The organism is Mycobacterium sp. E2699 (assembly GCF_001666745.1).
Taxonomy (GTDB): domain Bacteria; phylum Actinomycetota; class Actinomycetes; order Mycobacteriales; family Mycobacteriaceae; genus Mycobacterium.
Window position 1 is genome coordinate 1 of record NZ_LZJH01000054.1, and the last position, 13,909, is coordinate 13,909.

A 13,909-nucleotide genomic window follows, 5' to 3' on the forward strand; every position below is an offset into this window, starting at 1 on the left:
GGGCGGGGGGTCTCGCCCGGCACCGGCCCCGGCGCAGCCGGCCAGCGGACCGGGTGACGACCCGTGGGGCAGCGCCCCGGCCTCCGGTTCCTTCGGCGGCGGCGACGACGAGCCGCCGTTCTAACACCACGACTTCAGACCCGTAGTAAAGGAAAGAAAGACAGACATGGCCAAGTCCAACAAGCGGCGCCCGGCTCCGGAAAAGCCGGTCAAGGCGCGCAAGTGCGTCTTCTGCGCGAAGAAAGAGCAATCGATCGACTACAAGGACACCGCGCTGCTGCGCACTTACATCAGTGAGCGCGGCAAGATCCGGGCCCGCCGCGTCACCGGCAACTGCGTGCAGCACCAACGTGACATCGCGACCGCGGTGAAGAACGCCCGCGAGGTCGCCCTGCTGCCCTTCACCTCGTCGGCGCGCTAGCCACCGAACGAACAACGGAAAGTACGTACAACGATGAAGCTGATTCTGACGGCCGACGTCGACCACCTCGGGACCGTCGGCGACGCGGTGGAAGTGAAGGACGGGTACGGGCGCAACTTCCTGCTCCCACGCGGCCTGGCTATCGTCGCCTCGCGCGGCGCGCAGAAGCAGGCCGACGAAATCCGGCGGGCCCGCGAGACCAAGATGGTGCGCGACCTCGAGCACGCCAACGAGCTCAAGTCGGCGATCGATGCGCTGGGCCCCGTGACGCTGCCCGTGAAGACCGCGGGCGACTCGGGCAAGCTGTTCGGCTCCGTGACCGCCGGTGACATCGTGGCGGCCATCAAGAAGGCCGGCGGGCCAAACCTCGACAGGCGGACCGTCCGACTGCCCAAGGCCCACATCAAGGCCATCGGCACGCATCGGGTGTCGGTGCACCTGCACCCGGAGATCGATGTCGAGGTCGCGGTCGATGTCGTCGCGGACAGCTAACTAAGTAGCGTTTGCTCTCACCAGGCGGCGGCCGCATCTCGGCCGCCGCCTGGTTTTCGGCGCTCGCCGCCCCCTATGCGCAAGGCTTCGCCGCGTGGCGCGCTAGCCGGCTGGCGAACAATTTCCAGGGTCTCGTCGAGTGAACCCCTTAACCACCCCGTAACGCGGCGAAAATGTGGCCGAAAGCCAACACGCCCGACGCAGTAACCTGCGCCGACACGCCGTAGAGATTCTTGTCCACACGAATCGGGGGGAGTTGTACGACCCTTATCAGCAGCGATGTCATGGTGCCTCGAATTAATCCACAGGTTCTCCACACCCCGCTCAACACAGGTGTCGAAGGATATGCACACACGATGCACAGCGTTATGAACAACGGCCCCTTTAAGTACTGGCCAGCAACGTTTACCGTCGTCCCGGCGCTATGCGGAGATCGGTGGAAGTGGTCGTAGGGTGTCGGCGCCCTGACTTATGCTCTGAACGTCGAATCGAATGTATGTTCGGTACTCGTGGTAGGGGAGGTGAGGGTCCGTGGCGGTTGTCGATGACGTGACTTCCGGCATGGGTTCGCAGCCCCCAAGCGAAGAGTTCGGCCGTCAGCCCCCGCAGGACCTCGCGGCGGAGCAGTCGGTGCTGGGCGGGATGCTGCTGAGCAAGGACGCCATCGCCGACGTGTTGGAACGGCTGCGCCCCGGCGACTTCTACCGCCCCGCGCACCAGAACATCTACGACGCGATCCTCGACCTCTACGGGCGCGGCGAGCCGGCGGATGCCGTGACGGTGGCGGCCGAACTGGACCGCCGCAGCCTGCTGCGTCGCATCGGCGGGGCGCCGTACCTGCACACCCTGATCTCGACGGTGCCCACGGCCGCCAATGCCGGCTACTACGCGGGCATCGTCGCGGAGAAGGCGCTGCTGCGCCGACTGGTCGAGGCGGGGACCCGGGTCGTGCAATACGGCTACGCGGGCGCCGAGGGCGCCGACGTGGCCGAGATCGTCGACCGCGCGCAGGCCGAGATCTACGACGTCGCCGATCGCCGGCTCTCCGAGGACTTCGTCCCGCTGGAGGACCTGCTGCAGCCGACGATGGACGAGATCGACGCCATCGCCTCCAGCGGCGGCGTCTCCCGCGGCGTGCCGACCGGCTTCACCGAACTCGACGAGGTGACCAACGGCCTGCATCCCGGACAGATGATCATCGTGGCGGCCCGACCCGGCGTGGGGAAGGCCCTCGCGTTGAACACGTCGCTGGCCACGCCCGCGGGCTGGACGACGATGGGTGACGTCGCGGTCGGTGATGAGTTGCTCGACGCCGACGGGTTGCCGACACGGGTGGTGGCCGCGACCGGGGTCATGTTGGGCCATCCGTGTTACGAGATCGAATTCTCGGACGGGACGGTCATTGTCGCCGACGCCGAGCACCAATGGCCTACCACTCGCGGCATCCGGACCTCGTCCCAGTTGCGGTGCGGTTGGGACACCATCGCGGCGGCCGGATCATCGAAGCGCTGTGCCGGGCACGGGATCACCACGGCCCTGTTGGCTCCGGTATTGCACATCGAATCCGTGCGGCGCGTGGATAGCGTTCCCGTGCGCTGTGTCGAGGTGGACAACGCCGCGCGCCTGTACCTCGCAGGCCCGGGAATGGTGCCGACCCACAATTCCACCTTGGGCTTGGACTTCATGCGTTCGTGCTCGATCAAGAACCGCCTTGCAAGCGTCATCTTCTCGCTGGAGATGAGCAAGTCAGAGATCGTGATGCGGCTGTTGTCCGCCGAGGCGAAGATCAAGCTCGCCGACATGCGTTCGGGACGGATGAGCGACGATGACTGGACGCGGTTGGCGCGGCGGATGAGCGAAATCAGCGAAGCGCCACTGTATATCGACGACTCGCCCAACCTGACCATGATGGAGATTCGCGCCAAGGCTCGCCGGCTGCGGCAGAAGGCCGACTTGCGGCTGATCGTGATCGACTACATGCAGCTGATGACTTCGGGGAAGAAGCACGAGTCGCGGCAGGTGGAAGTCTCCGAATTCTCAAGGCACCTAAAGCTTTTGGCCAAAGAGCTCGAGGTTCCCGTCGTCGCCATCAGCCAGCTCAACCGTGGCCCCGAGCAGCGCACCGACAAGAAGCCGATGCTGGCCGACCTTCGTGAATCGGGATGCCTGACGGCAGCGACGCGAATCTTGCGCGCCGACACCGGCGCCGAGGTCACGTTTGGTGAGCTCATGCGCACCGGTGAGCGTCCGCTGGTGTGGTCCTTGGATGAGCGGCTGAGGATGGTCGCGCGGCCGATGACGAACGTTTTCCCGAGCGGCCGCAAGGAAGTGTTCCGGCTTCGGCTGGCCTCGGGCCGTGAGGTCGAGGCGACGGGCAACCATCCCTTCATGAAGCTCGACGGCTGGACTCCGTTGGAGCAGCTCAAGGTTGGCGATCGTATCGCGGCGCCGCGACGCGTTCCCGAGCCCGTCGACACCCAGCGGATGGACGACTCCGAGGTGATTCTGCTCGCCCACATGATCGGCGATGGGTCGTGTGTGAAGCGGCAGCCGGTCCGCTATGCGTCAGTGGACGAGGCCAACCTCGTCGCGGTGACGGTCTCGGCGGCGCATTTCGGGGTGACCGCGATTCGCGACGATTACCCGGCGGCCCGCGTGACCACGCTGCGGTTGCCTTCCCCGGATCGGCTGGCGCGCGGTCGGCGCAACCCGATTGCCGCCTGGCTCGACGGTTTGGGTCTGTTCGGCAAGCGTAGCTACGAAAAGTTCGTGCCGGAGGCCGTTTTCCGTGCGCCGAACGATCAGGTGGCGTTGTTCCTGCGTCACCTGTGGGCCACCGACGGGTCAGTGCGGTGGGAACATGTGGCCGGTCAAGCGAAGATCTATTATGCGTCCACTAGTCGGCGGCTCATCGACGATGTCGCTCAGCTGCTGCTGCGTCTCGGTATTCAGAGCCGTGTTACTCGAATGCGCAAGGCGGGCTACCGCGACTGCTGGCACTTATGGATTGACAGGTCAGCGAATCAAACTGCGTTTCTGACCAAGGTTGGTGTGCACGGAGCGCGGGGCAAGTCTGCGGAATTTGTACTTCAGCAGCTGCAATCGCGCGTCCGCCGGCCGGGTGCGGACACCGTGCCGGTCGAGGTTTGGGCTAAAGTCCGGGAGGTAGTGGCGCGCAACGCCTTTTCGAGTGCCGAACTGAAAGTCGCAATGAAGACGCGGTTTTGCGACGCACGACTGCTACATGCGCCGGGCCGGTCACTGCTTCACCGGATGGCCGTGACACTAGATGAGCCCGAAATCCATGCGCTCGCTACTAGCGATGTCTTTTGGGACCGCATCGTCGAAATTGCCAACATTGGCGAGCAGGACGTTTATGACGGAACTGTAGACGACACACACAATTTCGTCGCAAATGGGATTAACCTGCACAATTCTTTAGAGCAAGATGCCGACGTCGTCATCCTGTTGCACCGACCGGACGCCTTCGAACGCGACGACCCGCGCGGGGGAGAGGCGGATTTCATTCTCGCCAAACACCGCAATGGGCCCACCAAGACGGTGACCGTCGCGCACCAGCTGCACTTGTCGCGCTTCGCCAACATGGCGAGGTGACGGATAGCCAATTGCTCCAGCAATCGATCGACGATGTCACAGCAACAAGCGCCAACATCGAATGGTCGGTTTGCATTCGAAATGCCGCAGGTCACGAACTAGCCAGCTGTAACGCCGACCGTCCGATGAAGACCGCGAGCATCGGCAAGCTGCTGTTACTCGTCGAGGTCGCAAGGCAATTGGCAGAGGGCGATCTCAGCGGCGCTACCTTGCTCGGCCGGGAGCCAGGGCTCTTGGTCGCCGATTCGGGGATCTGGCAGCACCTGGACGTCGACAGGTTATCCATCCAGGATCTCTGCGTTCTGATTGCCAGCGTCAGCGACAATCTGGCGACAAACGTACTGCTCAAGCACGTGGGCTTGCGCAAGCTTCGCAACCTTGCCGAGTCCCTCGGCTTGGTCCACACGGCGCTGCTGGACTACGTCAGGGACCACCGAGGCCGAGATGACCCGCCGACGCTGTCCACCGGCTCGGCATCCGAGTTGTCGCTTCTAATGAGCCAACTGGCCCGCCAAGAGCTGATATCCACAACGGTTTCAGAGCAGGTGAACGCCTGGCTGGCAACATCCGTAGACCTGTCCATGGTCGCGGGGGCGTTCGGGCTCGATCCGCTGGCCCATGCGCCGTCGGATCGAAACTTCTTTGTTCGTAACAAAACTGGCGCCGACGCGGGCGTCAGAGCAGATGTCGGGACGATCGGGCGAGGCTCCGTCTGGTTCGACTACGCGGTGATCGCCAATTGGGACGCCGCCGACCCTGACCTCCGAGACGCGGCCCTGGCGGGAATGCATGCCATCGGCATGACACTGAGGACCATGACAAAAGTGGATCGTGACCATGATCCGGATGAGGCCGGGTTTTAGTGAACGGCCAAGCGGGCGAAGCAGACCTGCGTCCAACGGCAACTCAGCGGAAGCGGATGTTCAACGTCGCCATGCCGAAGATCTTCTGATCGCCGGACTTCGCGCCGACGATGACCACCCCGGAGCGGGTATCCGGGTCCAAAGACTTGATACGGCCGCTGAATTCGATGTCCGCACCCTCCGCCGCCGACACGATCGCCGGCTGGGACAGCCGCACGGTGTAGCGGGTTACGGCACCGGGGTCGCCCGACCACGCGGAGGCGAATCCGGCGCCCAGACCCATGGTGAGCATTCCGTGGGCGATCACGTCGGGCAGCCCGGCCAGCTTGGCGATGCCCTCGTCCCAGTGGATCGGGTTGGCGTCACCGGCCACGCCGGCATAGTTCACCAGGTCGCCGCGCGACAGTCGGGTGTGATGCGCCGGCAGCTGGTCGCCGACCTGAACGTCCTCGAAGGACGGCGTGCCCGGCGTACGGGTGGTGCCTCCCCGGGCGATCCGAACCTCGCCCGCAGGCCGCACCGTCTTCTCGTACCCTGCGCCCGATTCGGCGATCGCGAGGAGGTCCACGTCGTGCATCATGATTTTCGGCGCGGCCGATTTGATCGCCGGATCGACATCTTCGGCCGTGACGCCGATGACGGTGGTGTGCAGGGTGTGTACGCGCTCGCCGTCACTGTCGGTGAAGGTGTTGGTGACGGTGATGAAGTCTCTGCCGGCGGTCCTGCGCACCGATGCCAGTTCGACGTCGATGCGCAGCTCGTCACCGGCCACGATCGGGCGGTGCTGTTCGAAGACTTCTTCGGTCTGCAGGTAGGTGTCGTACCCGACGACCACCGATTCGAACATCCGGCGATTGCACATCATGCCGGGAACTGAGGTAAACGTCAGCGGCGCCACCAGGCCGGGGTAGCCCAGCTCAGCGGCGGCGTCGACATCCCAGTGCGCGGGGTGGTAGTCCTGCACTGCGCGGGCGTACTCGCGAACCTTCTCGCGGCCGACCAGGTAGGTGCCGTCCATCTGGTAGTAGTGGCCGACCCGCGATTCGAGCGCCGACACCTCTGTTGCTGCGGTCATGTAGTTGCTCAACTTTTCTGTCGGCCTATTTCGATGAGGCCGACCCAAGCACACTAACGTGCGGAAATCGGAGCTAAACACGCCGATAGGCTTCGCCGGCTTGTTTCGCCGCGGTGGTCGGTGGCCTCGCGTGTCGGACGGCCGCTGTCGGCGTGGCTCCCTACACTCCGGTTGTGCCGTGCTGGGAACAACCTTCGACGATCGCGCCGTGCGGTCATTGCGGTGCGGAGACGGTGTGGCTGAAGACCGCCTATGGCGGGTGGGGGCTGTTCGACGCCGAGATGGTCCCGACGACGGAGAGCTACCAGGGCAATCGGTTCGCGATCGATCGTCGAACGCGCCTGGTGGTCGATCTCGATTGCACCCGCGAAAAGCGCTGGCCCTCAGACTGTCTGCAGCTGCACAAGTTCTCTTGTCCCGGGAGCTACGACCAGTCCCGGTTTTACGCGCGCAGGCCTCGCCAGCAGGGCCACGTGGAGTTGGAGGACTTCTGGGATCGCCTGATGCGGGTGGGATCGGCGCGACAACGGAAGACGAGCTAGTCGAGTAGTCGACTACGCGTGTGGTGCGCCGTCGCAGCTGACACGCTGTTGGCGTCCGGAACCCGGAAGGAAGGGTGGCGATGGAAGTCACGATCGAACGCTGTGGCGGATGGATAGGCCGAGCCGAGCGGCTCGGACCCGTCGACGTCGCGGGAGTGCCACTGGACTCCGCCCGCCGGATCAGCGCCATCGTCGCCGAGATGAAGTTTTCCCGCTTGCCGGCCACCATCACCAAGCCCGGTGCGGCCGACGTCGTCGAGTACAAGACGACCATCGCCGACGGCGGCCGCGCCCATACCGTTTATTCGAACGACCTGTCGGACCCGGCGTATCAACGAGGGCTTGGCGATCTGATCGGGTTGCTCGAGCTGTCCGGGGCGAAGTTCGCGGTGATAGAGCTGGCAGCCACCTCGAAGATCGCGACGGAAGCGGTGCGATACGACCTCACCGGCGGCGGCATCACGCTCGCGTACTTCACCTTCGGTGACCTCAACAAAGAGCGGGTCCTGCAGTATGCCGACGGGTATCGCTCGCTGGACTTCTACGACAAAGATGTCCGCACCGGTGACGTGCCCGACCTTGACGGCCGCTGTGTCATGGTGACGCTCAAGGGCGAGGGCGCCAAGGCGGTCACCGCGACGGTGCTGGTTCCCAGCGTCGTCTTCACCGGCGCCGACACCGCATGGTCGTCACCGGTCGAGGCGGCGATGATCATCGCCGGCCCGGCCGCAAGCGGCCGCGGCAAGAGTTACCGCGCGATCAATCTCGTGGGCGAGGCCTGCAACCACGACTAGGCTTCAGCGGCCGGGCGGTACCGGAATGTCGGCATGCCGAACTTGGTTTCCCCCAGCGCGTTTCGCCTTCCGGCGACAGCCGGACGCTGCTGACGCCCAAGCTGGCCGTCGAATGCGGCGCACCCCAGCATTCCGCTGCGCGGATCGCTCTCGATCAGGCAGGTCGCGGCGATGCCGAGCGTCGCCGCCGTTGAAAACACCTGGGATTGAACGCGCGTCGGCCAAGTCAGCGCCCACACCAACGCCATTCCGGCCAGACTCACGATGAACACCAGCGCCACGGCTCGCTGCGCGAGTGTTCGGGGCCCCGACGGGCTGCTCGGCATCAGCAACGTCGCGGCAGCCAGCGTCGCCAGGATGGTGACCGGTAAGAAGCGGACAAACGGCTTCAACCCACGCGCCGCGAGATATTCCGACAACCAGTCATAGTGGTCGGGTTGACCGCCCCCACTCGCCGATCCAGTGCATTCTTCGACGCCCCCGGCCCTCCACGACGGCACAATTCAACGGCACGGACGACAAACCTTCGTCGTATGCCACTGAGCACCGCGGAATAGCGAGGGACTCTTCAATTCCAGCGCGGGTCGGCTTCGCATTCCGCGGAGAGTTGGCCCACTGATCACACGGTGGATACCTGGCCGTGGGACCGTACGCGTGTGCGAGCCGAATTGGGTGCCGGTCGATCGCGGCCGGTCGACCGATTTCATCGGTTCTGCGAGGTGGTCGTCGGTCGGCTCCCGTGGGGGCTCGGATCGGTCATTGCGCCGACCTTCCTGGGTTTCTGCATCATCAACGGCCTCACCTTCAGCGCCGATCTCGCGATCCTCACAGCTCTTCGCAGCGGTCTCGGCCTTCCGGTCCCGGTTGCGGTCACGATCGCGTACGCGTCGGCTTTCACCCTGAGCTACCTACTCAACCGCACCTTCAACTTTCGCTCCCATGCTCCGGTCGGACCACAGGTGGTGGTCTACGCCGTGGTCGTCGTCGTCAACTACCTCGCTTTCATCCTCGGGGTGTCCAGCGTGCTGACGGCCCTTGGCCTGCAATACCAGTTGTCGCGGCTGGTGGCCGGCGTATGCGAAGCCGTGTACATGTACAGCGCGATGAGGTGGGTTGTCTTCCGGCGCTGACAGTGTGGTGCCGGAGACGAAGAGCGGTACGGGACTGATCGATGGCGAGACCGTCGCGTCGACCCGCGACATCACCGGGACCTTCCCCGCCCTACAGCAGGCGGGTGTGCGCTACAGCTGGCCAGGAGACGATCGGCAAGCGTGAACGCTCCAGCCCGATGGAGAAGATCCAAGGTGAGGGCGTTGCGGTCCAACGGTATTCGCGGGCCAAGCATCACTGCGACAGTTTGGCCACCAACCGCCGCATGCTGCGAGTCAGCGATCGCGGAACGTGGTCGGGATCCATCAGTTCGTTCTCGGCCAGCGGGCTGTCCTCGTTCGCCACCGTCCGGCTGGTGAACCGACGCAGTGTCCTGCCCCGCCCGCGGAGCGCCTCGACGGCCTGCAGAAGGGACTTCCCGTCGCGCATCGCGCGCTCGAACTCGTCGGTCGGCACGCCGAGGTGTTCACATACCAGCTGGCCGCGCACCGATCTGATCACCCGCCGGATGTGTTCGTGCCCTTCGTGATCGGGGTCCGCCTCGATGGCGACGTCGCACTCGCTGTCGAAGCCCAAGGACCGGTTGTTGAAGTTCGACGACCCGACGCGCAACAACCGATCGTCGACGATCAAGATCTTCGAGTGAACATATATCGGTGACCCGCCGTCCGTCTCCGGCCAGTAGACGCCCAACCGACGGTGATCGTCGGCCGCCCAGAGGGTCTGGATCAGCCGGTGGCGCGCGCCGTCCATCGTTTCCCGCTCGAGGCGGTTCAACCCCCTGCGGGGAAGGACGATGACGATCTCCGGGCCGTCGCGTTCCCTGAGCCTGGCGGCCAGCGCCTCGACCACCGATCGGGCCGCCAGGTACTGGTTCTCCAGATAAATGGTGTGGCACGCCGCCGCGATCGCGGCGAGGTTGAGCGCCTCCACCTCGCGAATCTCCCGGCGAGCGTTCAGCGTGGGCAACGTGCGCGCGATGCCGACGTCGACCTGGCGCAACATCGGCTGCAGGCCGGACGGCCAAACGGCGCGGGCGCCGTCGATCGGGTCCAGCGACTGGCCGGTTGCCGTTCGCCACCTGTCCCGGGCGACCTCGGCCAGGGCGCTAGCGGCGGCGCCATCCAACGCGGCGGCGACTTCGTGGCGGGCACCGTACCTGCGACCGAGCGCCCGGCGAAGGCGGTCGTCGTGCCTGTGTTCCGAAGTGTCCCAATGATCCAGGGTCAGGTCGATGCCACCGCAGAATGCCAAGACGTCATCGACGATCACCAGCTTCTGGTGGTGGACGGAGCCGGTCGGCCGGGCCCCGTCGATGGCCAAACGCAATCGCCTGCTGCTGAGCCGATTTACGACCGACACCGGAGTGATCCCGTACCAGATGCCGTCGAACACCGGCAGCAGGCGCAGGTTGGATTTCAACACGCGGATCTCGAGAGCAGGTCGTCGCCAGAGCAGCCAGTAGAGGAAAGTGCCCAATTGATTCGGGCCGGCGAGTCTCTTCCCGCCCCGTTCGAAGGTCGTCCTGGTGTCGAAGTCCCAGCCGATCAGCATGATTCGATGTTTGGCGCGCAGCATCGCCGCCTTCACGTGCCGGAAATAGGCGGCCGCGTCGACGATGCAGGAGAACTGGTCAGCCGTCTCGACGCGCCAGCACGTCTGACCGGTGATCACACGGAATGGACTATCGCGTGCTCTCATCGGGCAGATCGTGCCGGGACTGGTGCAAAGCGGGACCGTTCGGGTCGTCGTTTTGGTGCTCGAGTTTCTCCTGCAGTTGTTGTTGCTCCGCCGTCGCCTTCCTCGCGTCTTCTGGAGCGGGCGGCGGGTCGACATTGACTTGCGGATCCATCTATGGAGGATCTCCCGAATCGCGAGGTTCGAAACCGGGATAAACCGCTACACGCTATGCACAGATGCGACATAGCGTTTCCACAGCGTGTGGCGAAATGATGGGGGCGGACTGGCGAACTGCCTGGTATCGCGGCCTTGACGCCGAACGGTGTGGCAGGCGGGAGGGACATTGAGCTACCAGATCGATCTGGCCCCGCAGCCCGCGCCCTTCGGGCCGGCGGCCGCCGTCAACGAAGCCCTGACCAAGCCCAGGCTGCGCGGCTGGATCCATCAATACTGCGCCGTCGCGGCCGTCGTGGCGGGCGCGCCGCTGGTGGTGGTGTCGTGGGCGGAGGCATCCAAGCGGGCCGGGCACTCGACGCTGACGTACACCCTCGCGATAGTGGCTATGTTCGCCGTCAGCGCCGTCTACCACCGCGTCCAGTGGGAGTCCGCGGTGCTACGGAACTGGATGAGGCGGCTCGACCACTCGACGATCTTCGTGCTCATCGCCGGCACCTATACGCCGTTCGCCAGGCTGGCCATGCCACGAGGCACCGGGCACGTGGTACTCGCGATCGTCTGGGGCGGCGCGCTGGCCGGAATCGCGCTGACACTGTTCTGGCCGACGGCTCCGCGCTGGCTGGGGGTGGCGCTCTACCTGCTGCTGGGCTGGGTGGCGATCTGGTACACCGGGTTGATCCTGCACAACGCCGGAACGGCGGCGACGGTGCTGCTGGCGGCCGGCGGCGCGCTCTACAGCATCGGTGCGGTGTTCTACGGGCTGCGCTGGCCCGACCCCTGGCCGACGACGTTCGGCTATCACGAGGTGTTTCACGCCTGCACCGCGCTCGCGGCGATCTGTCAATACATCGCCATCTGGTTCGCGGTCTTCGGCCGATAGCCCGTCACTTCAGGTCGGCGGCGACGCGCTCCAATGCGGCGAGGTGGTCATCGACGGTCGCCAGGCCGGCGCTCATGGTGTTCACCGAGAGGTGGGTGGCGCCGGCGGCTTTCCAGGCGGCGATATCGGCGGCGGCCCGTTCGGGGTCGCCGGACCAGTTGACCCGACCCTCCATCCCGAGGCCGTCGGCGTCGCGGCCGGCGGCCACCGCGGCCCGGTTCACCTGCTCGCGCGCGTAGTCCAGGCCTGGCCCGGGTGCCATCATCGGGAACCACCCGTCGCCGAGCCGTCCGGCGCGTTCGTAGGCGCGGTCGGAAGCGGCGCCGAACCACACCGGGATGGGGCGCTGGATCGGCAGCGGGGCCAGGCCGGCCCCGGTCACCGTGTGGTATCTGCCGGCAAAGGTCACCGACCGTTCGGTCCACAGCTTGCGCATGAGCTCGACCTGCTCCTCGGAGCGCTTGCCGCGGTTGCTGAACTTCTCGCCGAGCGCCTCGTACTCGACCGCGTTCCAACCCAATCCGATGCCGAACCGAAACCGCCCGTTGCTGAGCAGGTCGACCTCGGTGGCCTGCTTGGCCACCAATACCGACTGCCGCTGCGGCAGGATGATGACGCCCGTGACGAGTTCGAGCGAGGTGATCGCGGCCAGGTAGCCGAGCATCACGAACGGCTCGTGGAACGTCGTTTCGATGTCGTAGGGACCCTGCCAGCCCTGGTGCACGGCGGGGTCGGCGCCGACGACGTGGTCGTAGGCGAGGATGTGGGCGAAACCCAGTTCTTCGACGCGCTGCGCATAGGCGCGCAGGACTGCGGGGTCTCCACCGAGCTCGGTCTGCGGGAACACGACACCAATGCGCATTGCCCGTGCAACCGACTCGGGCCGCAATTCCTTCCACGGCCGAAGGTCATTCCAGTAAACACACGTTCACAGTGAACTGTCAGGGAATCCGGTACCGCCGGTACGCATGAGTGGGCGGGTGCGTGGGTACCCGCCCGGGTGGACGGTCGCGAAGTGGCGGCCCGCGTTCCGCTCCTGGATCGACCGGTTCCTCGAAAACGAAGGGGAGGCCGACGGCACCGCATCCGTCGGCGGGAGGAGCAGCTGATGCCCGAGGTCCAACTGCACCACGAGGGACATCCGAAGTACCGACGGATGGTCCGTTTCGACTGGTCGGAAACGCCGCTGCACTGGGTGCCCGGCGACCCGTTCTCGACCCACATGATCAACGTCCTGCACCTGCTGCTGCCCGAGGGCGAGCGCCATTTCATCAAGGCGGTCCTCGAAGCGTCGTCGCTGGTCGACGACCCGGAGCTGGAGGCGGCGATCAAGCCCTTCATCCAACAGGAGTCCTGGCACGCCTGGGCGCACCAGATCGTGCTGGACCACCTGGCCCAGCAGGGCATCGACACCAAGCCGTACACCGACCGGCTCGGGCGGCTCTTGTCGATGACGCTGGGCGATCCGCCAAAGTGGTTTCCGCCGGCCATGAAGCGGTGGTGGCTGTATCGGCGGCTCGCCGATGTGGCCGCGCTCGAGCATTACACCGCGATGTTGGGCCAGTGGGTGCTGACGAACCGGGGTCTGGACTACGCGAAGGCCGACCCGATGATGCTCGACCTGCTGCGCTGGCACGGCGCCGAGGAGGTCGAGCACCGCTCGCTGGTGTACGACGTGTACCAGCACGTCAGCGGCAACTACTGGATCAGGGCGTTCTCCATGTTCTTCACTACGCCGTTGTTCATCGCCTGGTGGGTCGCGGGTGCCCGCTACCTGATGGCCCACGATCCGACCACCGACCAGAAGTGGCGCTGGCGGGATTGGCTGTGGGCCGCCCGCGAGTACCGCTTGCCGGGCCCGTGGAAGCTCATGGTGACAACGCCGGTCCGGTATCTGCGGCCCAGCCACCATCCGAACGACGAGGCGTCCACCCAGATGGCGGTCGACTACCTGAACTACTCGCCGGTGGCGAAGGCCGCCCGGGAGCGTGCGCTGTCCCAGGCAAAGTCACCGGATCAATCCCAGGGGATCGAGACTTCGAGCAATGGAGCACGAAAGGTTGACGTTCGATGAAGGTTTCGGTGGATCTCGACACCTGCGACGGCAACGGCGTGTGCATGAGCATTTGCCACGAGGTGTTCGACGTACGAGAAGACGGACTGCACGTCCTGCAGGAGGAACCACCGGAGGAACTGCGCCGGCAGTTGATCGGCGCCGAGGTGTCCTGCCCCACCCAGGCGATCAGGGTGAAGGAGTGAT

The 13,909-nt window shown here is 65.3% G+C and carries 15 protein-coding genes and 1 pseudogene; 11 read left to right on the forward strand and 5 right to left on the reverse strand.

Features of this window, described 5'->3' with window-relative positions:
• The 5 genes and pseudogenes from A5696_RS07030 to A5696_RS07050 all read left to right on the forward strand — a co-directional run.
• Positions 1-124, forward strand: a pseudogene (locus A5696_RS07030) (single-stranded DNA-binding protein); the annotation flags it as partial.
• Between the two features lie 42 nt (positions 125-166).
• On the forward strand, positions 167-421 hold the full coding sequence (rpsR, locus tag A5696_RS07035; RefSeq protein WP_067875512.1) for a 30S ribosomal protein S18: 255 nt from the start codon (positions 167-169) through the stop codon (positions 419-421).
• Between the two features lie 33 nt (positions 422-454).
• On the forward strand, positions 455-913 hold the full coding sequence (gene rplI, locus A5696_RS07040) for a 50S ribosomal protein L9 (protein WP_067875516.1): 459 nt from the start codon (positions 455-457) through the stop codon (positions 911-913).
• Positions 914-1,444: 531 nt separating this feature from the next.
• Positions 1,445-4,528, forward strand: coding sequence for a replicative DNA helicase (locus tag A5696_RS07045; RefSeq protein WP_082968944.1), 3,084 nt, complete (start codon positions 1,445-1,447; stop codon positions 4,526-4,528).
• Entirely contained in the window at positions 4,525-5,391 is an 867-nt protein-coding gene (locus A5696_RS07050; protein WP_156738287.1) for a serine hydrolase, read from the forward strand. Before A5696_RS07045 ends, A5696_RS07050 begins: the two co-directional genes overlap by 4 nt.
• Positions 5,392-5,434: 43 nt before the next feature.
• Here the strand turns inward: A5696_RS07050 and A5696_RS07055 are convergent, their stop codons facing one another.
• Positions 5,435-6,466, reverse strand: coding sequence for a fused (3R)-hydroxyacyl-ACP dehydratase subunits HadA/HadB (locus A5696_RS07055; protein ID WP_067875746.1), 1,032 nt, complete (start codon positions 6,464-6,466; stop codon positions 5,435-5,437).
• Positions 6,467-6,639: 173 nt separating this feature from the next.
• On the opposite strand from A5696_RS07055, the gene A5696_RS07060 reads away from it, so the two are divergent.
• Entirely contained in the window at positions 6,640-7,008 is a 369-nt protein-coding gene (locus A5696_RS07060; RefSeq protein WP_231964252.1) for a hypothetical protein, read from the forward strand.
• Between the two features lie 80 nt (positions 7,009-7,088).
• Positions 7,089-7,802 (forward strand): protealysin inhibitor emfourin, encoded by a 714-nt coding sequence (locus A5696_RS07065; RefSeq protein ID WP_067875527.1) that lies wholly within the window; start codon positions 7,089-7,091, stop codon positions 7,800-7,802.
• Here A5696_RS07065 and A5696_RS07070 read toward each other — a convergent pair.
• On the reverse strand, positions 7,799-8,221 hold the full coding sequence (locus tag A5696_RS07070) for a hypothetical protein (protein ID WP_067875530.1): 423 nt from the start codon (positions 8,219-8,221) through the stop codon (positions 7,799-7,801). The two genes, A5696_RS07065 and A5696_RS07070, sit on opposite strands and share 4 nt — an antisense overlap.
• A gap of 237 nt (positions 8,222-8,458) precedes the next feature.
• Here A5696_RS07070 and A5696_RS07075 point away from each other — a divergent pair, with 237 nt between their 5' ends.
• Positions 8,459-8,932, forward strand: coding sequence for a GtrA family protein (locus A5696_RS07075; protein WP_067875533.1), 474 nt, complete (start codon positions 8,459-8,461; stop codon positions 8,930-8,932).
• Between the two features lie 214 nt (positions 8,933-9,146).
• Here the strand turns inward: A5696_RS07075 and A5696_RS07080 are convergent, their stop codons facing one another.
• Positions 9,147-10,613, reverse strand: a complete 1,467-nt coding sequence (locus A5696_RS07080) for a phospholipase D-like domain-containing protein (protein WP_067875536.1) — start codon at positions 10,611-10,613, stop codon at positions 9,147-9,149.
• Entirely contained in the window at positions 10,597-10,764 is a 168-nt protein-coding gene (locus tag A5696_RS27950; RefSeq protein WP_197516910.1) for a hypothetical protein, read from the reverse strand. The genes A5696_RS07080 and A5696_RS27950 overlap by 17 nt, the downstream gene beginning before the upstream one ends.
• Before the next feature lie 171 nt (positions 10,765-10,935).
• Between A5696_RS27950 and A5696_RS07090 the strand changes: the two genes are divergently transcribed.
• Positions 10,936-11,649, forward strand: coding sequence for a hemolysin III family protein (locus A5696_RS07090; RefSeq protein ID WP_369803305.1), 714 nt, complete (start codon positions 10,936-10,938; stop codon positions 11,647-11,649).
• Positions 11,650-11,653: 4 nt separating this feature from the next.
• On the opposite strand, the gene A5696_RS07095 is transcribed toward A5696_RS07090, so the two are convergent.
• Entirely contained in the window at positions 11,654-12,511 is an 858-nt protein-coding gene (locus A5696_RS07095) for an LLM class F420-dependent oxidoreductase (protein ID WP_067875542.1), read from the reverse strand.
• Positions 12,512-12,757: 246 nt separating this feature from the next.
• Between A5696_RS07095 and A5696_RS07100 the strand changes: the two genes are divergently transcribed.
• Positions 12,758-13,723 carry a metal-dependent hydrolase gene (locus tag A5696_RS07100; protein WP_067875545.1) on the forward strand — a complete coding sequence of 322 codons (966 nt, stop codon included), beginning with the start codon at positions 12,758-12,760 and terminating at the stop codon, positions 13,721-13,723.
• Positions 13,720-13,908 (forward strand): ferredoxin, encoded by a 189-nt coding sequence (locus tag A5696_RS07105; RefSeq protein ID WP_067875548.1) that lies wholly within the window; start codon positions 13,720-13,722, stop codon positions 13,906-13,908. The genes A5696_RS07100 and A5696_RS07105 overlap by 4 nt, the downstream gene beginning before the upstream one ends.
• Position 13,909 lies beyond the last annotated feature (1 nt).